The 24,520-nt window shown below is 74.4% G+C and carries 20 protein-coding genes; 9 read left to right on the top strand and 11 right to left on the bottom strand.

Annotation, left to right across the window (positions count from 1 at the left end; all coding sequences use genetic code 11):
• Positions 1–167 precede the first annotated feature (167 nt).
• Positions 168–2,891, top strand: a complete 2,724-nt coding sequence (locus tag ABWI07_RS14405) for a cation-translocating P-type ATPase (protein WP_353818820.1) — start codon at positions 168–170, stop codon at positions 2,889–2,891.
• On the top strand, positions 2,888–3,412 hold the full coding sequence (locus ABWI07_RS14400; protein ID WP_149257061.1) for a CBS domain-containing protein: 525 nt from the start codon (positions 2,888–2,890) through the stop codon (positions 3,410–3,412). Before ABWI07_RS14405 ends, ABWI07_RS14400 begins: the two co-directional genes overlap by 4 nt.
• A gap of 54 nt (positions 3,413–3,466) precedes the next feature.
• On the opposite strand, the gene ABWI07_RS14395 is transcribed toward ABWI07_RS14400, so the two are convergent.
• Positions 3,467–4,354 (bottom strand): universal stress protein, encoded by an 888-nt coding sequence (locus ABWI07_RS14395; protein ID WP_149257062.1) that lies wholly within the window; start codon positions 4,352–4,354, stop codon positions 3,467–3,469.
• A gap of 184 nt (positions 4,355–4,538) precedes the next feature.
• On the opposite strand from ABWI07_RS14395, the gene ABWI07_RS14390 reads away from it, so the two are divergent.
• Both ABWI07_RS14390 and ABWI07_RS14385 read left to right on the top strand, forming a co-directional pair.
• A complete protein-coding gene (locus ABWI07_RS14390; protein ID WP_353818819.1) occupies positions 4,539–6,956 on the top strand; it encodes a glycoside hydrolase family 65 protein in 2,418 nt (805 codons plus the stop codon).
• Between the two features lie 115 nt (positions 6,957–7,071).
• Complete coding sequence (locus ABWI07_RS14385; RefSeq protein WP_149257064.1) at positions 7,072–7,497, top strand: pyridoxamine 5'-phosphate oxidase family protein; 426 nt, start codon at positions 7,072–7,074, stop codon at positions 7,495–7,497.
• Between the two features lie 140 nt (positions 7,498–7,637).
• Here ABWI07_RS14385 and ABWI07_RS14380 read toward each other — a convergent pair whose 3' ends face one another.
• The 7 genes from ABWI07_RS14380 to ABWI07_RS14350 form a co-directional block, all read right to left on the bottom strand.
• Positions 7,638–8,504 carry a universal stress protein gene (locus ABWI07_RS14380; protein WP_160160838.1) on the bottom strand — a complete coding sequence of 289 codons (867 nt, stop codon included), beginning with the start codon at positions 8,502–8,504 and terminating at the stop codon, positions 7,638–7,640.
• Positions 8,505–8,557: 53 nt separating this feature from the next.
• Positions 8,558–9,391 carry a universal stress protein gene (locus tag ABWI07_RS14375; protein ID WP_149257066.1) on the bottom strand — a complete coding sequence of 278 codons (834 nt, stop codon included), beginning with the start codon at positions 9,389–9,391 and terminating at the stop codon, positions 8,558–8,560.
• Positions 9,392–9,458: 67 nt separating this feature from the next.
• Positions 9,459–10,499, bottom strand: a complete 1,041-nt coding sequence (locus tag ABWI07_RS14370) for a zinc-dependent alcohol dehydrogenase family protein (RefSeq protein WP_149257067.1) — start codon at positions 10,497–10,499, stop codon at positions 9,459–9,461.
• A gap of 91 nt (positions 10,500–10,590) precedes the next feature.
• Positions 10,591–11,274, bottom strand: coding sequence for a DUF4389 domain-containing protein (locus ABWI07_RS14365; protein ID WP_353818818.1), 684 nt, complete (start codon positions 11,272–11,274; stop codon positions 10,591–10,593).
• Positions 11,275–11,429: 155 nt separating this feature from the next.
• On the bottom strand, positions 11,430–11,903 hold the full coding sequence (locus tag ABWI07_RS14360) for a hypothetical protein (protein ID WP_149257069.1): 474 nt from the start codon (positions 11,901–11,903) through the stop codon (positions 11,430–11,432).
• 222 nt (positions 11,904–12,125) lie between these two features.
• Positions 12,126–12,665, bottom strand: a complete 540-nt coding sequence (locus ABWI07_RS14355) for an SMI1/KNR4 family protein (RefSeq protein ID WP_149257070.1) — start codon at positions 12,663–12,665, stop codon at positions 12,126–12,128.
• 50 nt (positions 12,666–12,715) lie between these two features.
• On the bottom strand, positions 12,716–13,870 hold the full coding sequence (locus ABWI07_RS14350) for an FAD-dependent oxidoreductase (protein WP_353818817.1): 1,155 nt from the start codon (positions 13,868–13,870) through the stop codon (positions 12,716–12,718).
• Positions 13,871–13,991: 121 nt separating this feature from the next.
• On the opposite strand from ABWI07_RS14350, the gene ABWI07_RS14345 reads away from it, so the two are divergent.
• Entirely contained in the window at positions 13,992–14,483 is a 492-nt protein-coding gene (locus ABWI07_RS14345; protein ID WP_353818816.1) for a flavin reductase family protein, read from the top strand.
• 97 nt (positions 14,484–14,580) lie between these two features.
• Here ABWI07_RS14345 and ABWI07_RS14340 read toward each other — a convergent pair whose 3' ends face one another.
• Positions 14,581–16,032, bottom strand: a complete 1,452-nt coding sequence (locus ABWI07_RS14340; protein WP_149257073.1) for an MFS transporter — start codon at positions 16,030–16,032, stop codon at positions 14,581–14,583.
• A gap of 165 nt (positions 16,033–16,197) precedes the next feature.
• Here ABWI07_RS14340 and ABWI07_RS14335 point away from each other — a divergent pair, with 165 nt between their 5' ends.
• Both ABWI07_RS14335 and ABWI07_RS14330 read left to right on the top strand, forming a co-directional pair.
• Complete coding sequence (locus ABWI07_RS14335; protein ID WP_353818815.1) at positions 16,198–17,340, top strand: sensor histidine kinase; 1,143 nt, start codon at positions 16,198–16,200, stop codon at positions 17,338–17,340.
• Complete coding sequence (locus tag ABWI07_RS14330; RefSeq protein ID WP_149257075.1) at positions 17,337–17,996, top strand: response regulator; 660 nt, start codon at positions 17,337–17,339, stop codon at positions 17,994–17,996. Before ABWI07_RS14335 ends, ABWI07_RS14330 begins: the two co-directional genes overlap by 4 nt.
• 30 nt (positions 17,997–18,026) lie before the next feature.
• Here the strand turns inward: ABWI07_RS14330 and ABWI07_RS14325 are convergent, their stop codons facing one another.
• A complete protein-coding gene (locus ABWI07_RS14325) occupies positions 18,027–18,386 on the bottom strand; it encodes an STAS domain-containing protein (RefSeq protein ID WP_235036505.1) in 360 nt (119 codons plus the stop codon).
• Positions 18,383–19,702 (bottom strand): PP2C family protein-serine/threonine phosphatase, encoded by a 1,320-nt coding sequence (locus tag ABWI07_RS14320; RefSeq protein WP_353818814.1) that lies wholly within the window; start codon positions 19,700–19,702, stop codon positions 18,383–18,385. Before ABWI07_RS14320 ends, ABWI07_RS14325 begins: the two co-directional genes overlap by 4 nt.
• 259 nt (positions 19,703–19,961) lie before the next feature.
• Here ABWI07_RS14320 and ABWI07_RS14315 point away from each other — a divergent pair, with 259 nt between their 5' ends.
• Together ABWI07_RS14315 and ABWI07_RS14310 are read left to right on the top strand one after the other, a co-directional pair.
• Positions 19,962–24,137, top strand: coding sequence for a SpoIIE family protein phosphatase (locus ABWI07_RS14315; protein ID WP_200841646.1), 4,176 nt, complete (start codon positions 19,962–19,964; stop codon positions 24,135–24,137).
• The gene (locus tag ABWI07_RS14310) at positions 24,134–24,481 is read left to right on the top strand and encodes an STAS domain-containing protein (protein ID WP_149257077.1); all 348 of its coding nucleotides are present in this window, start codon (positions 24,134–24,136) and stop codon (positions 24,479–24,481) included. The genes ABWI07_RS14315 and ABWI07_RS14310 overlap by 4 nt, the downstream gene beginning before the upstream one ends.
• The last annotated feature ends 39 nt before the right edge of the window (positions 24,482–24,520 follow it).

The raw sequence follows: 24,520 nt of genomic DNA, 5'->3' as shown, positions 1-24,520 counted from the left end.
AAGCCCGGGGGCCGGTGGTCAGAGTCGTGGGTCCGCGGGCGCCGGGACCTTAGGCCCTGAACCGCGCCGCCGCGAGCGGCCAATATGGTTGCGGCAGGAGGTGCGACGATGAACGTCCCTTACGGCCCCGAGACCGCCGGACCCCGCGGCGGCGGCCGCACGGCCCGATGACGACGGCTCCCGCGCCCTACCGCAGGCCCGTCGAGGACGTCGTGCGCGAGCTCGGCGGCGACGCCGCCGACGGGCTGGCCTCCGCCGAGGCGGCGCGGCGGCTGGAGCGGGACGGTCCCAACACGCTGCCCGCCGCGCGCGGGCGCGGCCCGGTCGTGCGGTTCCTCCTGCAGTTCAACAGCCCGCTGATCTACGTGCTGCTGGTGTCGGCGCTGGTGACCGGCCTGCTCGGCGAGCACGTCGACGCGCTGGTGATCCTCGGTGTGGTGGTCGTCAACGCCATCGTCGGGTTCGTCCAGGAGTCGCGCGCGGAGAAGGCTCTCGGCGCCCTGGCCGCCATGGCCGAGACGACGGCGCTGGTCGTCCGCGACGGCGCGGCCCAGCGCGTGCCGTCGGCCGGGCTGGTGCGGGGCGACCTGGTCAGGCTGGAGGCCGGCGACAAGGTCCCGGCCGACCTGCGGCTGATGCGCACCGACGAGTTCGCCGTGGACGAGTCGGCGCTCACCGGCGAGTCGGTGCCCGTCGCCAAGAACACCGCGGCGCAGGACGAGGCCGCCCTCGCCGACCGCACCGGCATGGCCTTCTCCGGCACGCTGGCGACGGCCGGCGGCGCCGCGGGCCTGGTGGTGGCGACCGGCGCGGCCACCGAGCTCGGCGGCATCCACCGGCTGGTGCAGGACACCGGCGCGGTCCAGACGCCCCTCACCCGCAAGATCACCGACTTCAGCAAGATCGTGACGGTGGCGATCCTGGCGCTGGCCGCGCTGACCTTCCTCATCGGCGTGCTCCGCGGGCGCGGCGCGACCGAGATGCTCACCGCCGCGGTCGCCCTCGCGGTCGGCGCGATCCCCGAGGGGCTGCCCGCGGTCGTCACGATCACCCTCGCGCTCGGGGTCTCCCGCATGGTCCGCCGCGGCGCCATCGTCCGGCACCTGCCCGCCGTGGAGACGCTCGGCAGCACCACCGTCATCTGCACCGACAAGACCGGCACACTCACCCAGAACCAGATGACGGTCACCGCCGTCACCGCCGGCGGCCGCGACTACACCGTCACCGGCACCGGCTACGCGCCCACGGGCGCGATCGAGCAGGACGGGCGGGAGGTCGACACGGCCGCCCATCCCGCGCTCCGGGAGGCGCTGCTGGCCGGCCTCGGCTGCAACGACGCGCAACTGCACCAGGCGGACGGCTGGCACATCACCGGTGACCCGACCGAAGGCGCCCTGCTGACCAGCGCCGCGAAGGCCGGCCTCGACCGCGCGCCGGGCCGCGTCGCGACGCTGCCGTTCACCGCCGAGCGGCGCTACATGGCCACCCTGCACGAGGACGGCACCGTCTACGTCAAGGGCCCGGTCGAGCGGATCCTGGAGCTGTGCGCGGACGCCGCCGGTCCGGACGGCGCACCCGTCCCGCTCGACCACGCGGCGGTCCACGCCCGCGCCGAGGACTACGGCGGCCAGGCGCTGCGCGTGCTGGCCTTCGCCCGGGGGCGCGCCGAGGGCCCCGGCCTGGACGAGCCGCCGCCGCTGACCTTCCTCGGCCTGCAGGCCATGCTCGACCCGCCCCGCCCGGACGCCGCCCGGGCCGTGCGGACCTGCCACGACGCCGGCGTCCAGGTCAAGATGATCACCGGGGACCACGCCGCCACCGCCCGCGCCGTCGGAACCCGCGTCGGGCTGGACGGCGAGGTGATGACGGGCGCCGAGCTCACCGCCGACGTCTCGCCCGAACGCGTGCAGGCCACCACCGTCTTCGCCAGGGTCTCCCCCGAGCAGAAGCTCCGGCTCGTCCAGATCCTCCAGGACTCCGGGCACGTCATCGCGATGACGGGGGACGGAGTCAACGACGCGCCCGCGCTCAAGCAGGCCGACATCGGCGTCGCCATGGGGGGCACGGGCACCGACGCCGCCAAGGAGTCGGCCGACATGGTGCTCACCGGCGACGACTTCGCCTCGATCGAGCAGGCCGTCGAGGAGGGGCGCGGCGTCTTCGACAACCTGGTGAAGTTCATCGTCTGGGCGCTGCCGTCCAACATCGGGCTCGGGCTCGTGCTGGTCGCGGCGATCGTCGCGGGCACGGCGCTGCCCGTCCTGCCGCTCCAGGTCCTCTGGCTGAACATGACGGCGGTGCTCGTGCTCGGCCTGCCGTTCTCCGTGGAGCCGAAGGACGAGCACATCATGCGCCGCCCGCCCCGCGACCCGTCACTGCCGCTGCTCACGCGCGCGATGACGCTGCGCATCCTGCTGGTCTCGGCGATCCTGCTCGCCGGCGCGTTCGGGCTCCAGCACTGGGAACGCGCCCACGGGGCGAGCCCGGCGGTGGCGCAGACGATCGTCGTCAACGTCTTCGCGCTGACGCTGCTCACCTACCTGTTCAACTGCCTCTCGCTGGACCGCCCGCTGCTGTGGCACGGCGTCCGCCGCAACCCCTGGGTCGGCGCCAGCGTCCTGGCCCTCATAGCGATCCAGGCCCTCTACACCTACGCGCCCTTCATGAACGACCTGTTCCACTCCGCGCCGCTCGGTGGCGCCGCCTGGGGCCGCATCGTCGTCATCGCCGTCATCTCCTACGTGGCGATCGAGCTTCTCAAGTACGTCCAGCGGGGCGCGGATCCGGCCCTCCAGGCCACCGGTCCGGGACGTTCGCCCCTGCCGCCGGGCACCGCCCGGCGGGAGGCTGGAGCCGGAGGCACTCCGTCCGGCCCCGAGGAGGACCCATGACCGCCAGCCCGCCCCTGGAGCAGCGCACCGCCGCCGAGCTGATGAGCCGCGACCTGCTCACCATCGCCGCGGACGAGTCGGTGATCATGGCCTGGGAGCTGATGTGCCGGGCCGAGATCCACCACCTGCCGGTCACCGACGTCGAGGGCGGCTTCCTCGGCGTCCTCGACGCCCAGACCCTCACCTCGACCTGGAGCGCCACCGCTCCGCGCGACGCCCGCCGCCCCGTCACCGACCTCCTGCCGTCCCGGCCCGCCGCGACGGTGCGCCCGTCGGCCACCGTCGCCGACGCGGCGCTGGCCATGCTGGAGTCGGACAAGGACTACGTGGCGGTGACCGACGAGCACGGCGCGCTGGCCGGCCTCATCACCGCACGGGACCTGATCAGCGCCCTGGCCGGGGTGCACCGCGAGATCCCGGCGCGCTCCGGGGGCATGCCGTCCCTGTACCGGATCGAGCCCGTGCTCCCGCGCGAGGCGCCGGCGCGCCATCCGGGGCGGAGCCCCATCGAACCCGACTGATCCCTGCCGACCGCCCCGCGGCAAGGTGCCCGAGGCGGCCGGTGAGGGCCCGCCTCAGGCGACGCGCTGGGCGGCGTACCGCGGCGACGGGACGATCGCGACCGAGCACGGGGCGTGGTGCAGCATCGCCGAACTGGTCGCGCCCAGCAGCAGCGGGTCGAGGCTCCCGGTACCGCGGTCCCCCACCACGAGCAGGTCGGCGTCCGCGGCGGCGGCCAGCAGGACCTCGCGCGGAGGCTCCAGCAGCAGCGAGACGTCCACATGGACCTTCGGGTACCGCCGCCGCCAGGGATGGACGGTCCGCTCCAGCATCGCGGCCCGCGCCTGGTACAGCCGGGCCTTGTCGGTGAACAGGGTCAGGTCGCTCGCGGGCACGGCCCCAGGCTCCCACGCCCCGTGGACCACGCGCAGGTCGCAGTCGCGCAGCGCCGCCTCCTCGATGGCGAACCCCACCGCCGCGTCCGCGTGCGCCGACGCGTCGACGCCGGCCACGACGAGGCCGCGGTCCCCGCCCGCGTCGCGGACGGCGACCACGGGGCGGCGGGTCCGCGCGGGCAGCTCCACCGCCGTCGAGCCCTCGGGCAGCCGGTGCCGCTCGTGCGAGCCGACCACGATCAGCTCCGCGTCGTCGGACTCGTGCACCAGGGTCTCGCAGGCGGGCTCGCGCCTCAGCAGCGTGCGGACCTTCCCCTGCGCGCCCAGGTCGCGAGCGCGGCGCGCGCCCTTGCGCAGCATGTTCTCCCCCGCCCGCTGGAGGATGGCCTCCACCCCGGCGTCCACGTGGCCGCTCGGGTAAGGCCAGTGCCAGCAATAGCACAGCTCCAGGTCGAGCCCGCGCAGCCGCGCCTCCTCGACCGCCCAGCGCAGCGCGGGGTCGTTCTCCTTGGTCCCGTCGTAGCCGAACAGGACGTTCGACCTCTGGGCCCTCGTCAGCGCGGCCATCCGTCCGGTCCCCTCCCTCGAACGACGGTCTCGCCTTCAGTTTTCGCCGGTCAGAACCCTTTGGGGAGGGGCCGAAGGTCCCGCCGCGCCGGGTCGTCCGGTACTGCCGGGCAGCCGCCGGCCGGTGCCAGCGTGAGAGGGGGAAAGCCCACCGGAGGGGCTCGGACGACGGTGAGGAGACGCCATGAGGCGGTGGATCCTGGCCCACGACGGCTACGATCCCGCGGCGGAGGGGCTGCGGGAGGCGCTGTGCACCCTCGGCAACGGCTACCTCGCCACCCGGGGCGCCGCGCCGGAGTCCTCGGCGGACGGCGTCCACTATCCCGGCACCTACGTCGCCGGCTGCTACGACCGGCTCCAGGCCGAGGTCGGCGGGCTGCACGCCGACAACGCCGACCTCGTCAACATGCCGAACTGGCTGCCGCTGACCTTCCGCGCCGAGGACGGCGAGTGGTTCGATCCGGACGCGGCCCTCGACGAGGGCCGGCTCCTGTCCTACCGGCAGGAACTCGACCTGCGGCGCGGCGTCCTGACCCGGCTCGTCCGCGTGCGCGACCGGGCGGGGCGGACGTTCCGCCTGGCCCAGCGCCGGATCGTGTCCATGGACGAGCCGCACCTGGCCGCGCTGGAGACCACGATCGTCGCCGAGGACTGGAGCGGCGCGCTGCACATCCGGTCCGGGGTGGACGGACGGGTCGCCAACGCCGGCGTGGAGCGGTACCGGAATCTGCCAGGGACCCATCTCACCCGCGAGGAACCGCCGCCGCAGCGCGACCCGGAGCTGCTCCTGCTGCGCGCCTCCACCGTCTCATCGAAGATCGGCGTCGGGGTCGCGGCCCGCACCCGGGTGTCGGTCCCCGCCAAGGCCGTCCGGCTCGCCGAGGCGGGCCTGGTCGCGCAGGACCTGACCGTGGACGCCGAGAAGGGCGCGCACGTCACGATCGAGAAGGTGGCGGCCGTCTTCACCTCGCGCGACCGCGCCATCGAGGAGTGCGGGGAGGCGGCGCTGGACGCCGCGGCCGGGGCGGGCGGCTTCGACGCCCTGCTGGAGCGGCACACGCTGGCGTGGAGCCGGCTGTGGCGGCGCTGCCAGCTGAGCGTCGACCAGATCGAGGTCCAGCGCATCCTCAACCTGCACATCTTCCATCTGATGCAGACCGTGTCGGAGCACATCGTGGACCTCGACGTCGGGGTCCCCGCCCGCGGACTGCACGGTGAGGCCTACCGCGGCCACGTCTTCTGGGACGAGGTGTTCATCCTCCCGTTCCTGACCATGCGGTTCCCCGAGATCGCCCGGGCCCTGCTGCTGTACCGGTGGCGGCGGCTGCCCGCGGCCCGGCGCGCGGCGGCGGCCGCCGGGCACCGCGGCGCGATGTACCCGTGGCAGAGCGCCGCCGACGGCCGCGAGGAGACCCAGCTGGTCCACCTCAACCCGCGGTCGGGGCGGTGGCTGCCCGACCACACGCACCTGCAGCGCCACGTCGGCCTGACGATCGCCCTCAACGTCTGGCGCTTCTACGAGGCGACCGGCGACGCCGAGTTCCTCGCCGAGTACGGCGCCGAGATCATGCTGGAGGTCGCCCGGTTCTTCGCGGACCTGACCGTCTACGACCACTCCACCGACCGGTACTCGATCCGCGGCGTCATGGGCCCGGACGAGTACCACGACGCCTACCCGGGACGAGACCGTCCGGGCCTGGACGACAACGCCTACACCAACGTCCTCGCCGCCTGGCTGCTGGAGCGGGCGCTGGAGGCGCTCGCCGTGCTCCCCGAGGACCGCCGCGGGGAGCTGCGCGAGCGGCTCGCGCTGACCCGCGAGGAGATCACCCGGTTCGAGGACGTGGCGCGCAAGATGTACGTCCCGTTCCACACCGGAGTGATCAGCCAGTTCGAGGGCTACGGCGACCTGGAGGAGCTCGACTGGGCCCGCTACCGGGAGCGCTACGGCGACATCCGCCGGCTGGACCGGATCCTGGAGGCCGAGGACGACTCGCCCAACCGCTACAAGGCGTCGAAGCAGGCCGACGTGCTGATGCTGTTCTACGTGCTCTCGCCGGACGAGGTGGACGCCGTCCTGCGGCGCCTCGGGTACGAGTACGGGCCCGAACTGGCCGCCAGGACCATCGCCTACTACCTGCCGCGCACCAGCGACGGGTCGACGCTGAGCTCGCTCGTCCACGCGTGGCTCCTCGCGCACACCGACGGCGACGAGGCCTGGGGCGTCTTCCTCGAATCGCTGTTCGCCGACATCACCGGCGGCCCGCACGGCACGATCTCCGAGGGCGTCCACCTGGGCGCGATGGCCGGCACCGTGGACCTCGTCCAGCGGTGCCACGCCGGCGTCGGCACCCGGGGCGGCGCGCTGCGGCTGGAGCCGCGGCTGCCCTCCGCGATCGGCGAGCTGCGGCTCGGGCTCCGCTACCGCGGCCACTGGGGCGTCGACCTGACCTGCCGCCAGGACCTGGTCCGCGTCGCCCTGCGCCCCGGCGCGGCCTCCCCCATCCGCGTCTCCTACGGCGCCGAGGACGTCGAGATCCAGCCCGGCACGTCCTGGGAGAGCCCCCTGCTGGCCGGAAGGCCGCCGCCGGCGATCGGCTGAGCCGGGCGGCGAAAGGCCCGGCCGGAAGGGGACCGACGGCGTCCGGCACGGTGACGTTGGACCTCTGCCCTCCCTCGCGGGCGGCGGCGAGCATGGAGTCATGAAGGAGGAAGCCATGAGGAGCGCGGACGGGGCGGCAGGCCTCTCGCGAGCGGAGTGCCTGCGCCTCATGAGCACCGCCGCCGTCGGCCGGATCGTCTTCACCGAGCAGGCGCTGCCCGCGGTGGCTCCGGTCGGTTTCGTCATCGACGGCGGGGACGTGGTCATCCCGGTTCCGCGCGGCTCCCGGCTGGTCGCCGCGACCCGCGGCGCGATCGTGGCGTTCCAGGCCGACGACCTGGACGCCGCCTCCCGTACCGGCTGGTCGGTCACCGCCATCGGCCGGGCGCGGATCGTCCCCGATCCCGGGGACGGCGCCCACGAGGCCCTCCTGCCCTGGACCGCCGGAACGGACCCGGAGTTCATCCGCGTGTCCTGCCAGCGCGTCACGGGCCTGCGCGTCGGAGCCGTCTCCGCCGGCGACTGCGAGACCGCCGCTTGACTCCGCCCGGGGCGGACGGCACCGCCCGGCCTCCTACTCGCCCCTGACGAAGAGCCCTGAGCACAAACACCCTGAACACGACGAGAGGCCCGGCGGTCGCCGGGCCTTTCGTCGTGCGGCGTTCGCCGTGTCCGGTTCCCTCAGGTCGCGGGGGTGCCCGCGGCGGGGACCACGGCGACCGGGCAGTGCGCGTGGTGCAGGAGCCCGTGCGTAACCGCGCGGCTGCGCGGCACGTTCAGGCCCTCGCGGGGATGCGAACCCGCGATCACCAGGTCGACGTCGCGGGACGCGGAGACGAGCGCGGCGGCCGGGTTGTCCTGGACGATGTCCTCCACGACGTCCACGCCGGGGAAGCGCTTGCGCATCGGCGCGTGCGCCTCGATGACGCGCCACCGGGCCCGCTCCTCGACGCGGCGGATGTCGACGCCCGCTCCGGGCTCGTCCAGGGCCGCCGGGAACGGCCAGGCGTGCACGACGCGGAGCCGGGCGTCCCGTGCCGCGGCGGCGCGGAACGCGTACTCCAGGGCCGCGGAGTCGTCGCCGAGGCCGATCCCCACGGCGATCTCACGGCGGTCGGCGGCCGGTTCCCCCCGCACCACCACGACCGGGCAGGCGGCGTGGCGGACCGCGCCGAGCCCGACCGACCCGAGGACGAGGTCCGCGAACCCGCCGAGGCCGCGGTGGCCCACCACGAGCTCGAACGCCTCCTCGGAGTGCTCGGCAAGCGCCCGGACGGTGCGCGCGGAGGCCAGTTCCAGGGTCACCGGCACCTCCGGCCTCCGGGCGTGCGCGACGCGCTCGGCGGCGGCCAGCACCTCCTCGCCCTCCCGCGACAGGAAGACGACCTCGCCGGGAGCGGTGTTGAGCGGGACGTCGTAGCCCCACCGCTCCACCGCGTGCAGGATCTTCAGTTCGCGCCCGTACCGGGCGGCCTCGTCGGCGGCCCAGGCCACGGCCCGTTCGGACGGGACGGAGCCGTCGGCCCCGACGATGATCGGATCGGACATGGTCAACTCCTCTTTCGGTCCCTCCGGCGGACGTCCCGCCGGGACGGCGCCGGTCACTGGTCGATGGGCACCACGGCCACCGGGCATTGCGCGTGGTGCAGGACCGCGTGGTTGACCCGGCCCAGCGCCATGCCGACCAGCCCCGTCCGGCGGGCGGCTCCGACCACCACGAGGGCGGCGGACCGCGACGCCTCGACGAGGGCCTGGGGCGGCGTGCGGTCCGAGACGAGCTGCTCGACCCGGACGTCCGGGTGGTGCTCGCGCAGGCCGGCCAGGGCCTCCGACAGCTCCAGGTCCTCCAGCACCCTCCGGCGGGGGGACCCGAACTCCGCGCCCACGGCGTGCAGCGCCAGGATCCCGGCGCCGCGCGAGGAGGCCTCCTCGAAGGCCCAGGCGAGCACGGCCCGCTCCCCCGGCCTCCCCTCGATCCCGACCACGACAAGGGCCGGGGCGTCGGCGGGGTAGGGCGCCGCGCGCGGCACCACCAGGACCGGGGACCGGGCGTGCGCCGCGGTGTACAGCCCGACCGACCCGAACAGCAGCCCCTCGAACCCGCCGAGGCCCCGCGAGCCCACGGCCACGAGCGCCGCGTCCTCGCTGCCCTCCACCAGCGCGGTCCCCGGATCCGTCCGGACGAGCCGCATCTCGATGTCGAGGTCCGGATGCACCTTCAGCGTGTACTGCCGGGCCTCGCCGAGCAGGTCCTCCCGCTCGGCGGCCAGCCGCCGCAGCGCGTCCGGCGGGATCGTCCCGTCGTCGACCAGCGCCCGGGAGGCGTGGACCAGCTCCAGCGGCATCCGGTGCCGGACGGCGTAGTCGGAGGCCCAGTCGAGGGCCTGCCAGGCGTGGGCGGAGCCGTCGATCCCCACGATGATCCGAGTCGGCATGGTGATTCCTTTCCGAGCCGTCCCGCCGGCCGGGCCTGGAAGGCGCCCGGTCGGCGGCCGGCCGGGCTCAGCGGGTCAGGACGACTTTGAGGGCGCCGGTGTGGGCTGCGTCGGCGAAGACCTCGTAGGCCTTCGGGAACTCGTCCAGCGTGAAGTGGTGGGTGACGAACCGTCCGGCGTCGAGCTGGCGTCCGGCGACGAGCCGGAGCAGGGTGGGCGTGGAGAAGGTGTCCACCAGGCCCGTGGTGATGGTGATGTCCCGGATCCACTGCTCCTCCAGGTGCAGCGCGGCCGGGGCGCCGTGCACGCCGATGTTGGCGATGTGGCCGCCGGGCCGGGCCAGCGCGACGGTCAGCTCGAAGGCCTCGGGGACGCCGACGGCCTCGATGGCCACGTCGGCGCCGAGCCCGTCGGTCATCTCGCGCACCACCTCCACGGCGTCCTGCCGGGAGTTGTTGACCGTGCTGTCGGCGCCGAACTGCTTGGCCGCCTCCAGTCGGCTGTCGGCCAGGTCGATCGCCACGATGTGGCTCGGGCTGAACAGCCGCGCCCCCATGATCGCCGCGAGGCCGATCGGGCCGGCGCCCACGACCGCCACCACGTCGCCGGGGCGGACGGCGCCGTTGAGCACGCCGACCTCGTAGCCGGTCGGCAGGATGTCGGCCAGCATCAGCACGTCCTGCGCGGGCACGCCGGGCGGCAGGGGGTGCACCGAGGTGTCGGCGAACGGCACCCGCACGTACTCGGCCTGCGTCCCGTCGATCTTGTGCCCGAGGATCCAGCCGCCCCCGCCGAGGCACTGCCCGTAGCGGCCCTCGCGGCAGAACCGGCACGTGCCGCACGCGGTGATGCAGGAGACCAGCACCTGGTCGCCCGGCTTGACCGTCTTGACGCCCGGCCCGACGGCCTCGATCGTGCCGACCGCCTCGTGCCCGAGGATCCGCCCGTCGGTCACCGCCGGGACGTCCCCTTTGAGGATGTGCAGGTCCGTGCCGCAGATGGTCACCGCGTCCACCCGCACCAGCGCGTCGCCGTCCGCGACGATCTCGGGCTTGGGCACGTCCTCCCAGGACTTGCGGCCGGGCCCGTGGTACACCAGCGCTCGCATGGCGAGCCTCCCTCATCCGTCCTCAGGTTCGCTACCAGGGTCGGATCCGGCGGTGCGGCGGCGGCAGGGCCTAACGTCCCGCCGGGCGGGCCTAACGTCCCGGCGCCGCGGGCACCGGCCCGGGCTCCGGCTCGGGCTCGGCACCGCCCATGTCGAGCCGGAACGGTGGGTAGCGGTCGGTCATCAGGAAGGCGTAGCCGGCCACCCGCAGGATCCACCGGTCCATCCCCATCACGAACCCGAAGACGCCCCGGAGGTAGCGGCCGGTGAACAGCAGCGCGATGGCGGTGAAGAGCACCAGCAGGCCGACCAGGCTCGGCGCGTCCCAGTTCGAGTCGTCCCCGCCGTAGCCGCCGCCGGTGAAGACCGCGACCACCAGGTAGTGCGGGATCGCCAGCAGCCACCACTTCACCAGCACCAGCCCCCGCGACAGCCGCTCGGGGTAGTCGATCCGCAGCCGGGCCGGGTAGTCCGGGACGTCCTGGAGCGTGAACGGCGGGTACCGGTCGGTGCCCAGCGCGCCGTACCCGTAGAAGGCCACCCGCCACGCCCAGCGCAGCACCCCGACGTCGAAGTCGAAGATCGCCCGCGGGTACCGGCCGGTGACCAGGATCGCGAAGAACGCGACCACGGTGAGCAGGGTGAACGCGATCCCGAGGAAGAACAGGACGATGTAGTGCGGGATCAGGAGCAGCCACTTCACCAGCCACAGCCACCGCGACAGCGGCTCCTCCAGCCGCCCCTCGACGTGGACCGGCATGTCTCGACCGTCCATCTCGACCTCCCCCTCAGGCGAGCGCCCGGCGGCCCCGGTGCGACCGGGCATGTCCTAGACCCACGGTCGGCTTCCGGCCCGCCGCGGCGTAGGGAGGAACGTCCGTACCCGGAAGGACCTAGGTCCGTGCGCGACGACGGCCCGGTGGGGGGCGGTCAGGTCCGCGCCGCCGGCCCCCTCCGCGGCGCCTGGGCGGCCCGGAGGTCCGGTCGCGTCGCGGTCGCGGGACGCGTCTCGGGCCTCTGCAGCCCGAGCTGCACCTTCCACATGGCCTCGGCCAGGGCGTGGAACTGGTAGAGCAGGCGCCGCAGGGCCGGAAGGTCCCCGGCGGACGCCGTCGCGACGGCGTGCTCGGCCACGATCGTGAGGCGGTTGACGCGGCACGCCAGGAAGTGCGCGAGCGCCTCCTGCCGCACGCTCCCGGCGAGGGTGTCGAGCAGGACGGCCTCGGCGGCGCCCAGCTCGGCCATGACCTCGGCGGTGGCGGCCCGCACGTCGACGCCCGTCCCGAGGCCGCTCCTCGCCACCAGCCTGAGCCTGCTCAGCGCGGGGAGGCAGCGCCGGTGGTGCTCGCGCAGCCGGTCCTCCGGAACCGCCCGCTCCATCACACCCGTACCTGTGCCGCTCATGTGCCCTCTCCGTCCCGTGGCGGCACGCCGGCCCGCCGTGCCCGTCCTGGCCGCCGCGCACCTCGACGATCCCGGCTCCGGGCGGCGGGCGGGTAGGGAGAGAGGTCCCGCGCGAAAGGACAAAGGTCCCGAACCCGCCCGGCATCGCGGCGCGGGCGGGGCGGCTCCCCCTCAGCCCTACACGGGGTTCACGGGCACACGGGGTTCAGCGGCACAGCGGGTTCAGCGGCACAGCGCTTCGATGTGGTCCGGGAAGTGCGGGAACTCCGCCTGCGCGGCGGCCACGATCTCGGTGGGCGAGCGGCGGCCCGGGGCGTGGCGCTCGGCGATCGCGCGGAAGGCGTCGTTCGGCTCCGCGGGGGAGCCGGGGTCGTCGAAGGCCTCTCTGGGCCCGAGACCGGCGGCGAACAGCCAGAGCAGGTCGCCGAGGTCCCGGGCGATCACACCGCGATCGCCCTCGGAGCCGACGTAGACCACGGGCTGGCCGGTGACCGGGGCACCGGGCCGCGCCAGCCAGAAGCCGGTGTAGTCGCCGGCCCCGGTCGTGCCGAAGAAGCGGAACTCGCCGCCGTCCGCTTCGGGGTTGCCGGTCCACAGGCGGAACCACCACGTCGTCTCGGCGGGTTCCTCGAAGCGGTCGTAGAGCTCGAAGTCGCAGCCGCGCGCCTCGTCGGTCTCCTCGTCCCACTCCCACTCGAAGCCGATCTCGGCCACCTCGGCGAGGGCGGGGGGCAGCGCGAGGTCCTCAGGCGTCTCCGTCATCCCGGCAGGCTACGCGATCTTCGTCGCCCCCGAGGCCGGGACCGGGGCCGTCAGGGAGGCGGAGCCCCACGTCCGCCGCCCACCCGGAACCGGTCCGGGGCCGCGCGCTCGCCCGCCGCCGATTCGGCGATGATCCGGCCGAGCAGCGGCGCGAACTTGGCGCCGTGCCCCGAGCACGGCGAGGCGACCGTGATCCCGTCGGCGCCGTCGACCACGAAGTCCTCGGTGGGGGTGTTGGTGAACAGGCAGGTGGTCTCCGCGTACGGCTCGGGGACGACGCCCGGCAGGGCCCGCCGGGCGTAGGCGGTGATCCGTTCACGGCTCGCCCGGTCGATCGCGCCGTCCTGCGCGGCGGCGCTCCGGACCGGCCGTCCGCCGTTGAACACGGCCACCTTCTGGCCGCTCCGGCCGCCGGGGAGGGCGGCGTCCCGGCCACCGGGCAGGCCGTAGACCAGCATGGCCGCCTCCGTGTGGATGAACGTCGGCCACGTCTCCGACGGGGCTTCCCGGTAGGGGAAGTGGAAGACGTGCTCCTGCATCACCTGGAGCGGGGGGAACGCCGACAGGAACGCCTCCGGCAGCGGGAGGCCGCCGAGCAGGTCGGGCAGCCAGCCGCCGGCGGCGACGACGACCTTCTCGGCCTCCACCGCCCGGCCGTCCGGACCCGCCACCCGGTAGCCCGCGCCCGCCCGCTCGACCGACGCCACCGGCCGGCCGGTCTCGACCCGGGCGCCCTCGGCCCGTGCCAGCCGCAGCATGGCCGACACCGCGGTCTCCGCGTCGACCACGCCGGCGGCCGGGTGCCAGAGCACACCGGCCCCGCCCGCGAAACGGAGCCGCGGCCACCGCGCGGCGGCCTCGGACGGGGTGAGCAGTTCGTGGTCGACGCCGACCTCCGCGAACACCGCGGCCAGCGCCGCGGGGTCGCGGGCCGCCCCGGCGTCCAGGGAGCCCGTCCGGGTGAAGAGCCGCTCGCCGGACAGCCGCTCCAGCTCGTCCCACTCGCGCCGTGCGTCGACGACCATCCGGACGTAGAACGGATCGGCGTAGCCGTACCGGAGGATCCGCGCGGACCCGTGCGAACTGCCCATGGCGTTGGCCGGCGTGTCACGCTCCAGCACCGTCACCTCGTGGCCGCGGCGGGCCAGCTGCCACGCGGTCGCGGCACCGACGAGGCCGGCCCCGACGACGACGAACGTGCTCATCGTGATGCCTTCCTTCTCAGCGTGTCCGGTCGCCGGGAACGCGGTCGCCCGCCCCTGAGGTCGGGGAGCGACCCCCGCGGCCTCGGATCTCGCCCCGGCCGCACCACCATAGGGTGACCGGATGGACAGCGATGAGTTCGTCGCCGGATTCGACTACCCGATGTTCGTGGTGACCACCGTCGATCCGGGCACGGGGACGCGGGCGGGCTGCCTCGTCGGGTTCACCACGCAGACCAGCATCGAACCGTTCAGGTTCCTGGTGTGCCTGTCGCGGCGGAACCGCACCTACCGGGCGGCGGAGGCGGCGAACGTCCTCGCCGTGCACGTCCTCGGGCGGAGCGAGGAGCAGCAGCGGCTGGCGGCGCTCTTCGGAGAGCGGACGGGCGACGAGATCGACAAGTTCGCCCGCTGCTCCTGGCGGCCGGGTCCGGAAGGGGTGCCCCTGCTCACCGACGCCCCCCGCCGCCTCGTCGGACGGATCGAGGAGCGCGTCGAGCTCGGCGACCACACCGGGTTCCTCCTGGCCCCGGTCGACGTGGCGATCGGGGCCGACACGGCCCCGCTCACCTTCCGCACGCTGCACGATCTCGAACCGGGCCACGAGGCCGGCTGACCGCTCCCCCGAGGCCCGAGGCCTCGCACCGGACCCGCGGTGGCTCAGCCGCCTGGCACGGTCCTTTCTGGGGTGGTCTGCTGAGCGGTGAGGCCTGTCAGTCCTGGACGGGCACCAGGTCGCGGTCGCCGATCTGCTCGGTCCGCGCCGGCGGGCCGGTCCGGCGCAGCACCGCGAGGGCGATCAGGGCGGCGGCGGCCAGGAGCGCGGCGCCGAGGCCGAGGCCGAGCGCGTAGCCGTCGTTGAGGGCCTCGGGTGTGGGCACGCCGCCGGTGCGGTGCTGGGCGGCCGTGCCGAGGGCGGCCAGGCCGAGGGAGGCACCGATCTGGCGCGAGCTGTTGAGCAGCGCCGAGGCGGTGCCGGTCTCCTGGGACGCGACGCCGGCGGTGGCGATGGAGACGACCGGCGCCAGGCAGAGCCCGGAGCCCACGCTTGCGACGATCGAGGGCCCCAGCACATCGGTGGCGAACGCGCCGTCCGAGCTGATCATGGCGAACCAGGCGAACCCGGTGGCGGTCAGCAGCCCGCCGGCGACCAGGAGGGTCCGGGGGGCCAGCCGGTAGCCGAGCTTGACGGCCAGCACCGATCCGGTGACGACCCCCAGGGCGAAGGGCAGGAACATGGTCCCGGCCAGAGCCGGTCCGTGCCCCAGGACCCGTTGCAGATAGAGGGACATGAAGTAGAAGGAGGAGGCCATCGCGGCGCCGACCAGGAGGTTGAAGGTGTTGGCGCCGGCCACCGAGCGGTTGGCGAACAGGCCGAGCCTGACCAGCGGCTCCCGGGCGGTGGTCCGCTCCTGCCAGAGGAAGGCGGCGAGCAGGACCGCCGCGGCGGCCAGGGTCGCCAGGGTGGTCGGGGAGGTCCATCCGTGCCGGTCAGTGCGGACGATGCCGAACACGAGCAGGGTCATCCCCGCGGTGGCCAGGACCGCGCCGAGGACGTCCGGCCGGCGGGCGCGGTCCGGTGCCGGGCCGGAGGTGACACCGCGCCAGGCCAGCGCCAGCGCGACGGCGGTCATCGGGACGTTCACCAGCATCACCCAGCGCCATCCGGCGTATTCGGTGAGCACGCCGCCGATCAGGACGCCGAACGCGCCGCCGGCGGCGTTCATCGCGCTCCAGATCCCGAACGCCCGGACCCGCTCCCGGCCCGACGGGAACGTCGCGCTCAGCAGCGCCAGCGCCGCCGGCGCCAGTGCGGCGGCGCCGACCCCCTGGGCGGCGCGCGCGGCGACGAGCTGGCCCGGTTCCTGGGCCAGTCCCCCGGCGAGGGACGCCAGGCCGAACAGGCAGAGGCCGAGCAGGAGGACGGGCTTGCGGCCGTACCTGTCGGCGGCCTTGCCGCCCAGCAGGAGCAGCCCTCCGAAGGAGAGGGCGTAGGCGTGGATCACCCATGTCAGGCCCACCGCGCTGAAACCGAGGCCGGCGGCGATCTGCGGGAGCCCGACGTTCACCACCGACAGGTCCAGCGACACCATGAACTGCACGACGGCCACCGCGGCGAGCGTCGGCCCGGGGCGGGCGGCGTCCTTCACTTCGTTCGTGTGCATGCCCGACATCGTGGTGTTCGAGCAGGTCGACGGTCATCGGGCCGGGGATGGCTTCTAGCCCTGACGCCCGCGGCGTACGAACGGCACCGCTACACCGCGGGGAGTAGTGGATTTCTCCGCCGCGACGCCGAGGAATCTCGCCGGAAAGAGTCCTAATCTGCACGAATGAGCTCCATGAACCGGTGGCGGCCGCTCGCCGAGGACGGCCTGCTCGCCGTGGCGATGGCCCTCTTCCTGTCGCTCGTCGTGGCCATCACCCCGCACGCGGGCATGCTCGATCTCGCGTTCGCCCTCGCCGGCTCGCTCGTGCTCGTCGCCTGGCGGCGCGCGCCCCTGGTGTCGCTGGTGGGCAGCGCGGGCTGCATGCTCGCGCTCGCGGCGCACGTCCGGCCGGGCCCGGCGGCCGCCTTTCCCGTGATCGTGGCCGTGTTCGCCGCCTTCAGCGCGGGCCACCGGCTGGCCACGGCGCTGGTGGGCGCGGCCTTCCTGGGCGCCGGCCTGATGGTGGGGCTGCCCAGCGCCGAAGGGTCGCTGCGCGACCTCCAGAGCCTCTCGCTGCTGGTCGGCTGGTTCGCGGCGGCCGGCGTGGCGGCGACCGTGGCCCGGCACCGGCAGGCGTACCTGGAGGAGGCCGAGCGGCGGGCCGCCGAGGCCGAGCGCACCCGCGAGGAGGCGGCCCGCCGGCGCGCCGGCGAGGAGCGGCTGCGCATCGCCAGGGAACTGCACGACTCGCTCACCCACAGCATCTCGATCATCAAGGTGCAGGCCGGGGTGGCCGTCCACCTGGCGCGCAGGCGCGGCGAGGACGTGCCGCCCGCCCTGCTGGCCATCCAGGAGGCCAGCGGCGACGCCATGCGCGAGCTGCGCGCCACCCTGGAGGTGCTGCGCGACTCCGACCAGCCCGAGGGCGAGTCCGCCGCCAGCGGTCTCGACCGGCTCGACGGCCTGGTGGAGCGGGCCCGCTCGACCGGGCTGCCGGCCACGGTGACGGTCTCCGGCACGCCGCGGGAGCTGCCGCCCGAGGTGGACCGGGCGGCGTACCGGATCGTCCAGGAGGCGCTCACCAACGTCTCGCGGCACGCCGGTGGCGCGGCCGCGGCGGTGCGCATCGACTACGCGGGCGGGGAACTGATCGTGCAGGTCGACGACGACGGCAAGGCCGACCCGGCCGCGCCGCCCGTCCCCGGCACGGGCCTGCTCGGCATGCGCGAGCGCGTCGCGGCGCTCGGCGGCCGGCTGCGGGCCGAGCCCCGCCCCGAAGGGGGCTTCACCGTCCGCGCCGAGCTCCCCCTCGGGGAGCCCTCGTGATCCGCGTGCTGCTGGTGGACGACCAGGCGCTCATCCGCGGCGGCTTCCGCGCGCTGCTGGAGATCGAGGACGACATCGAGGTGGTGGCCGAGGCGGCGAACGGCGAGCAGGGCGTCGCGCTCGCCGTCGAGCACCGGCCCGACGTCGCCCTCGTGGACGTCCAGATGCCGGTGATGGACGGCATCGAGGCGACCCGGCTGATCGCCGCGGACCGGCGGCTGAGCGGCGTCCACGTCGTGATCCTCACCAACTACGGCCTCGACGAGTACGTCTTCAACGCGCTCCGCGCGGGCGCCTGCGGATTCATGGTCAAGGACACCGAGCCCGCCGACCTGGTGCAGGGCGTGCGGGTCGCGGCCCGCGGCGACGCGCTGCTGTCCCCCGCGATCACCCGCCGTCTGATCGGCGAGTACGTCGCGCGCCGCCCCGAGCCCGCCCCCGAGGGGCTCGACATGCTGACCAGGCGCGAGCGGGAGGTCACCGTGCTGGTGGCCCGCGGCATGTCCAACGACGAGATCGCCGCGCACATGGTGATCAGCCCGGCCACCGCGAAGACGCACGTCAGCAGGGTCCTGGCGAAGCTGCATGTCAGGGACCGCGCCCAGCTCGTGGTGTTCGCCTACGAATCCGGCCTCGTCACCCCGCGGCGCGGCTGACGCGGCCGCGGCCCCACTGCTCGCGCGGCCTCACTGCTCGCGCAGCGCCTTGACGGCCTCGTCGGCGGTGGGGTGGAAGGCGAAGACCTGGTCGAGCCCGGTGATCTCGAAGACCCGGGTGAGGTCGGGGTTCAGCCCGGCGAGCACGATCCTGCTCTGCGCGGCCTGGGCCCGGCGGTAGCCGGCGATCAGCACGGTGATGCCGGTGGAGTCGCAGTAGTTCAGGTCGGTCACGTCGAGCACGGCGCCGCCCCCGGGGGCCAGCGGCAAGGCCTCCAGCGCCTCCCGCAGGCGCGGGGCGGTGTGGTAGTCGAGGTCTCCCGCGACGCGCAGCACGGGGACCTCCGCTCCCTCGGACGGGAGGTTGACGGTGAAGGTGGGCTCGGTCACCGAGGAGGCTCCTGTCCGGACGCGGCTGGACGGCGGGGCACGGAGAGGGCCAGCAACGCCGTGTCGTCACCGACTCCCGCGCCCAGTTCCGTGAGAAGTTTATGGATGTTCGCCAGCAGATTATCCGCTCCGTCACTGGGCTTGCTGGTCAGATGGGCGGTCAGACCCTCGTCTCCGAGCATCGCACCGTCCGGCGTGCGGGCTTCGGTGAGGCCGTCCGTGTACAGCAGGAGGGCGTCACCTGGGGCGAGGCGGACGTCTGCCTGGGCGAAGCGCGGTTCGGGCAGTATCCCGATGAGCTGCCCACCGGGCGTGGGGACGGTGTCGACCGTGCCGTCCGCGCGGACGGCCAGTGCGGGCGGGTGACCGCCCCCGGCCAGGGTCACGGCGAACGAGCCGTCCGGTTCGGGGGCCATGACCCCGAACAGGGCGGTGCAGAACCGGGGGTCGCTCTGGTACTCGCCCTTGAGGACGGCGTCGAGGTTCCCGAGCACGGCGCAGGGGTCGGGGTCGTAGATGGCGGCGGAGCGCAGGGTGTAGCGGGTGAGGGAGGTCAGGGCGGCGGCCTCGGCGCCCTTGCCGCACACGTCGCCGAGGAAGAACGCCCAGCGCCCGTCGTCCAGGGGGAACAGGTCGTAGAAGTCGCCGCCGACCTCGTCCTGGGAGACGGGGTGGTACGCGGCGGCGGCGTCGAGGCCGGGCACCTCGGGCAGGGCGGGCGGCAGGAGCGTGCGCTGCAGGGTGCGCACCAGGCGTTCGGCTCCGGCGCGCATGGTCCGCTCGGCCGTGATGGTGCAGATCGAGGACAGCCGCCGTTCCAGCTCCTGGGCGACCAGCGCCGCCAGGTCGCCCAGGATGCCCAGCTGCTCCTCGGTCGCGTCACGGGGGCGGGTGTCCAGCACGCTGACGGTGCCGAGGCAGTGGCCGTCCGCGGTGGTGATGGGCGCGGCCGCGTAGAAGCGGACGCCCGGCTCGCCGCGGACGAGCGGGTTGGCGGCCGCCGCGGGGTCGGTGAGCGCGTCCGTGACGACGTACGGGGTGTCGCGCAGGATGGCGGAGGCGCACAGGCCGGGGCCGCGGGCGATCTGCGAGACGCCGGGCAGGCCGTGGACGGCCTTGAACCAGACGCGGTCGCGGTCCACGATGCCCACGGTGGCCATGGGCGTGCCGCAGCTGCGCGCGGCCAGGGAGGCGATGGTGTCGAAGGCGCCGTCGGGCGGGGTGTCGAGTATCCGGTAGCGGCGGACGGCCGCCAGCCGCTCCCGCTCGCCGGGCAGAGCGGGGTCGGGTCCGAGGTGGCGGCCGGGGTCCGTCACCGTCACCTCCTGTGGTCGGGAACGGGTCGGCGGCGATTCCGCCAGAAGATGGGCTTTACCCTGTTTGTACTGCTTATCACTTCGGCGGCGATCTGACGGTCGCCGGTCACCGCGGACGCGGCGCGCCGCACGTCCAGGTACCGGGGAAACGGTTGTTGGCTCCGGGTCTGCTGGGGTAAAGGGTTGGCCATGCGGTGCGCGGACGCGCGGGGCGTCCGCCGGATGCGGTGGGTGATCGCCTGAGTGGAAGAGGGGTGCGGTGGCGGTTTCGGAGGACGCCAAAGGTGCCGGGGGCGCCGGACGCGAGCCGCGGGCGGGGGCCGGGCTGTTCTCCGCCGCCGGAGAGATCGGCCCGGATCTCGCGGCCGTCGACTGGGCGGCGACGCCGCTGGGGCCACCCGGCGGGTGGCCGCAGAATCTGCGGACGGCGGTCGACATCCTGCTGTCGTCCCGCTTCCCGATGTGGATGGCCTGGGGCCCCGAGCTGACGTTCTTCTGCAACGCCGCGTACCGCCGCGACACGCTCGGCCGCAAGTACCCATGGGCCCTCGGCCGACCCGCGAGCGAGGTGTGGGCGGAGGCCTGGGACGCCGTCGCCTTCAAGATCGAGACCGTGCTCGGCACCGGGGAGGCGACCTGGGACGAGGGGCTGCTGCTGTTCCTCGAACGATCCGGATACCCGGAGGAGACCTACCACACCTTCTCCTACAGCCCGCTGCGCGACGACGCCCGCGACGTGGTCGGCATGCTGTGCGTGGTCAACGAGGACACCGAGCGGGTCATCGGCGAGCGGCGGATGACGACCCTGCGGGACCTGGGATCCGACCCGAGCATGATCCGGACGGAGGAGGAGACGCTCGCCTTCGCCGACCGGCAGCTGGACCGCAACCGGAAGGACCTCCCCTTCACGCTGACCTACCTCTTCGAGGACGGGGGGACGGCACGGCTCGCCGGGGCGACGGGCGTCTCCCGCGGCCACCCGGCCGCCCCCGCCGGGGTGGCGGTGGACGAACCGGACGCGATCTGGCCCGTGGCGGCGCTGGCGCGGGGAGAATCGGTGCTGATGCGGCTCGATGATCCCCGATTCGGGGTCCTGCCCTCCGGGGACTGGACCCAGCCCCCCGACCAGGCCCTGCTGGTGCCGCTGCTGAGGCAGGGCCGCGCGCCGTACGGGTTCCTGGTGGCCGCGCTGAACCCGTACCGCCAGATGGACGAGGCCTACCGCGGCTTCGTGGAGCTGGCCGCCGGGCACATCGCGGCGGGTATCGGCGGCGCCCGCGGCTACCAGGCGCAGCGGCGGCGCGCCGAGGAGCTCGCCGAACTCGACCGCGCCAAGACGACGTTCTTCTCCAACATCAGCCACGAGTTCCGCACCCCGCTGACGCTGATCATGGGCCCGGTGCAGGAGCTGCGCACCCGGCTGGGCGACGCGGGCGACCAGGTCCACCAGGAGCTGGACGTCATCCACCGCAACGGGCTGCGCCTCGGCAGGCTCGTCAACTCCCTGCTGGACTTCTCCCGCATCGAGGCCGGCCGGATGCAGGCGCGCTACGAGCCGGTCGACCTCGCCGAGGTCACGGCCGAGCTGGCCAGCGTCTTCCGCTCCGCCGTCGACAAGGCCGGCCTCGCCTTCGCCGTCGAGTGCGACCCGCTCCCCGAGCCGGTGTACGTCGACCGCGACATGTGGGAGAAGGTGATGCTGAACCTGCTCAGCAACGCGCTGAAGTTCACCTTCGACGGGGCGATCCATGTCCGGGTGGGCGCCGTGGACGGGATGGCGCAGGTGACGGTGGCCGACACCGGGGTGGGGGTCGCCGCCGACGAGGTGCCGCGGCTGTTCGAGCGGTTCCACCGCGTCGAGCACACCCGCGCCCGCTCCAACGAGGGCAGCGGCATCGGGCTGGCCCTGGTCAAGGAGCTCGTCGGCCTGCACGGCGGGACCATCACCGCCGCCAGCACCGAGGGCGAGGGGACCCGCTTCACCGTCCGGCTGCCGTTCGGGAGCGACCACCTGCCCCCGGACGCCGTCGCCCCGCCGCGCTCCTCCACGGCGGCGTCGGTCACCGCCGACCCCTACGTCCAGGAGGCGCTGCGCTGGCTGCCCGCCGAGCAGCTCGGCGGCGACCCGAACTCCACCGATCCGACGCCGCCCGAGCCGGTCCCGGCGCTCGGGCCCGAGGTCCCCGCGCGGGTCCTGGTCGCCGACGACAACGCCGACATGCGCGAGTACCTCACCCGGCTGCTGCGAGGCGCCGGCTACCAGGTGGACTCCGTCGCCGACGGCCGGGCCGCCCTGGAGGCGGTCCGCGAGACCGGCTTCGACATGGTGGTCAGCGACGTGATGATGCCGCACGTGGACGGGCTGGAGCTGGTCGCCGCGCTGCGCGCCGACCAGCGCACCGCCGCGCTGCCGGTGCTGCTGCTGTCGGCCCGCGCCGGGCAGGAGGCCTCGATCGAGGGCCTGCGGGCGGGCGCCGACGACTACCTGCTCAAGCCCTTCGCCGCCGCCGAGCTGCTGGCCCGCGTGCGGGCCAACGTCGAGCTGGCCCGGCTGCGCGGCCACCACGCCCGCTGGCGCACCGCACTGGTCGAGTCCATGCAGGAGGCGTTCTTCGTCTGCGACGAGGACGGCTCCTGCATCGAGTTCAACACCGCTTTCACCGACATCCTCGGCTACGAGGCCGCCGGGCTGCCCTATCCCCCGGAGCCCCCCTGGTGGCCGGACGAGAAGACCGATCCCGAGGCGCGCCGGGAGGTCGCCGCCGCCTTCGCCGACATGCTGGTGCAGGAGCGCGGCACCCGCAACGTCTCCCTCCGGCACCGCGACGGGCACCGGGTATGGGTCAGCGTGGCCTACAACCACGTCCACGACCCCGAGACCGGGCGGCGCGTCATCGTCGGCACCTTCCGGGACGTCACCGCCGACCACTACGCCATCCAGCGCGAGAGCGCCCTCGCGGCCCTCGGCATGCGCCTCACCGAGGCCGTGAACCTGCCCGACACCCTGGCCGGCGCGCTGGAGGAACTGCGCGACCTGTGGCACGCCGACCGGGTGCTGGCGGCCGTCTTCACCGGCGGCCCGCCCGAGCTGACCTCGACCGAGCCCGGACTGGCCTGGCAGGACCTGCCCGAGGAGCGCCGGGAGGAGATGGCCGCGCTGCGCGAGCACCCGACCCTCACCCCCGTCGCCGAGCACGCCACCGCGATCACGCTCGAACACCCCCGCGGGACCCTGGTCCTCTGGATCGACCTGAACGACCGCCGCCCCTTCACCGACCAGGACCGGCTGCTGCTGTCCCTGCTGGCCGGACGCCTCGCCCAGGGGCTGTCCCGCGCCAACCTGATCGACCAGCAGCGCGAGACCGCCCTCGCCCTGCAGCGCGCCATCCTCGGCCCGTCCGAGCTGCCCGACGGGTTCGCCGTCCGCTACGAGCCCGCGGCGCGGCCGCTGGAGGTCGGCGGCGACTGGTACGACATCTTCGCCCTCCCCGACGGCCGCATCGGCATCATCGTGGGCGACTGCGTCGGCCGCGGCTTGGAGGCGGCCACCGTCATGGGCCAGTTGCGCAGCGCCTGCCGGGCCCTCCTGCTGCAGGACGCCGGGCCGGCCCGGACCCTCACGGCCCTCGACCGCTTCGCCGCCGGCATCCCCGGCGCGCGGTGCTCCACCGTCTTCTGCGGCGTCCTCGACCCCCGGACGGGCGAGCTCACCTACTCCAGCGCCGGGCATCCGCCCGCCATCCTCGCCCAGCCGGACGGCACCACCGAGCTGCTCGACGGGGGCCGGTCCGTCCCGATCGCCGTCGGCTCGGCACGGCCCCGGCCCGTCGCCGCGACCACGATCCCGGCCCGGGCCACCGTGCTGCTCTACACCGACGGCCTCGTGGAACGCCGCCGCCGCTCCTTGTACGAGGGCATCCGGCAGGTGGGCGACGCCGTCCAGGACGGCCGCGAGCAGGGAGTCGACGAGCTCGCCACCCGCATCATGACGAGCCTGGCCCCACCGGGCGGCTACGACGACGACGTCGCGCTCATGCTGTACCGGCATCCCGCGCCGCTGGACGTGAGCTTCCCCGCCGAGTCCTCGCAGCTCGCCCCGCTCCGGGAGGCGCTGCGCGGCTGGCTCGCCCAGTGCCAGCTCCCCCGCCGCACCGCCCAGGGCGTCCTGGTCGCCGCCGGCGAGGCCTGCGCCAACGCCGTCGAGCACGGCCGCCCCACCGGCGGCGTGCACACCATCCGGCTGCGGGCCGAGGCCTTCGTCGACCAGCTGCATCTCACCATCGCCGACACCGGCCGCTGGAAGCCGCCCGGCCCGGACGGCGGCCTCAACCGCGGGCGCGGCACCGCGCTGATGCGCGCGCTGATGAGCAACCTCACCATCACGCCAGGACCGGACGGAACCACCGTCCACATGAACACCAGGATCGGCTCATGAGCACACCCCTGTCCCTCACGACCGCCCGGCGCCCGGACGGGAGGGCGCTCGTGACGGCCGTCGGCGAGATCGACATGAGCAACAGCCGGGCCCTCGCCGCCGCGCTGGCCACCGCGCACGAGGAGAGGGGCGGTCTCGTCCTCGACCTCACCGCGGTCGAGTACCTTGATAGCGCGGGACTGAGCGTTCTGTTCGCCCACGCGGACCATCTCGAACTGATCGCTCCGCGGCTCCTGGAACCGGTGCTGACCCTCTCCGGGCTTCCGGAGCTGGCCACCGTCCGCCTCGCGCCCCCCGGGGCCGCACCCCCCGAGCCCGCGCGGCCCGAGACCGACCACACCTGAAGTCCCGGCGCACCGGTGGCGCCGGACCCCGACCCAGAG

The organism is Actinomadura sp. NPDC000600, from assembly GCF_040492135.1.
Classification (GTDB): domain Bacteria; phylum Actinomycetota; class Actinomycetes; order Streptosporangiales; family Streptosporangiaceae; genus Spirillospora.
The sequence above is the reverse complement of the archived record's forward strand: the minus strand, read 5'-3'. Positions and strand labels throughout refer to the sequence as shown.

Excerpts from the sequence above, each read along its gene's own strand:
- ABWI07_RS14405 (WP_353818820.1), top strand. The coding sequence starts at position 168 with ATGACGACGGCTCCCGCGCCCTACCGCAGGCCCGTCGAGGACGTCGTG.
- ABWI07_RS14400 (WP_149257061.1), top strand. The coding sequence starts at position 2,888 with ATGACCGCCAGCCCGCCCCTGGAGCAGCGCACCGCCGCCGAGCTGATG.
- ABWI07_RS14395 (WP_149257062.1), bottom strand. The coding sequence starts at position 4,354 with ATGGCCGCGCTGACGAGGGCCCAGAGGTCGAACGTCCTGTTCGGCTAC.
- ABWI07_RS14390 (WP_353818819.1), top strand. The coding sequence starts at position 4,539 with ATGAGGCGGTGGATCCTGGCCCACGACGGCTACGATCCCGCGGCGGAG.
- ABWI07_RS14385 (WP_149257064.1), top strand. The coding sequence starts at position 7,072 with ATGAGGAGCGCGGACGGGGCGGCAGGCCTCTCGCGAGCGGAGTGCCTG.
- ABWI07_RS14380 (WP_160160838.1), bottom strand. The coding sequence starts at position 8,504 with ATGTCCGATCCGATCATCGTCGGGGCCGACGGCTCCGTCCCGTCCGAA.
- ABWI07_RS14375 (WP_149257066.1), bottom strand. The coding sequence starts at position 9,391 with ATGCCGACTCGGATCATCGTGGGGATCGACGGCTCCGCCCACGCCTGG.
- ABWI07_RS14370 (WP_149257067.1), bottom strand. The coding sequence starts at position 10,499 with ATGCGAGCGCTGGTGTACCACGGGCCCGGCCGCAAGTCCTGGGAGGAC.
- ABWI07_RS14365 (WP_353818818.1), bottom strand. The coding sequence starts at position 11,274 with ATGGACGGTCGAGACATGCCGGTCCACGTCGAGGGGCGGCTGGAGGAG.
- ABWI07_RS14360 (WP_149257069.1), bottom strand. The coding sequence starts at position 11,903 with ATGAGCGGCACAGGTACGGGTGTGATGGAGCGGGCGGTTCCGGAGGAC.
- ABWI07_RS14355 (WP_149257070.1), bottom strand. The coding sequence starts at position 12,665 with ATGACGGAGACGCCTGAGGACCTCGCGCTGCCCCCCGCCCTCGCCGAG.
- ABWI07_RS14350 (WP_353818817.1), bottom strand. The coding sequence starts at position 13,870 with ATGAGCACGTTCGTCGTCGTCGGGGCCGGCCTCGTCGGTGCCGCGACC.
- ABWI07_RS14345 (WP_353818816.1), top strand. The coding sequence starts at position 13,992 with ATGGACAGCGATGAGTTCGTCGCCGGATTCGACTACCCGATGTTCGTG.
- ABWI07_RS14340 (WP_149257073.1), bottom strand. The coding sequence starts at position 16,032 with ATGCACACGAACGAAGTGAAGGACGCCGCCCGCCCCGGGCCGACGCTC.
- ABWI07_RS14335 (WP_353818815.1), top strand. The coding sequence starts at position 16,198 with ATGAGCTCCATGAACCGGTGGCGGCCGCTCGCCGAGGACGGCCTGCTC.
- ABWI07_RS14310 (WP_149257077.1), top strand. The coding sequence starts at position 24,134 with ATGAGCACACCCCTGTCCCTCACGACCGCCCGGCGCCCGGACGGGAGG.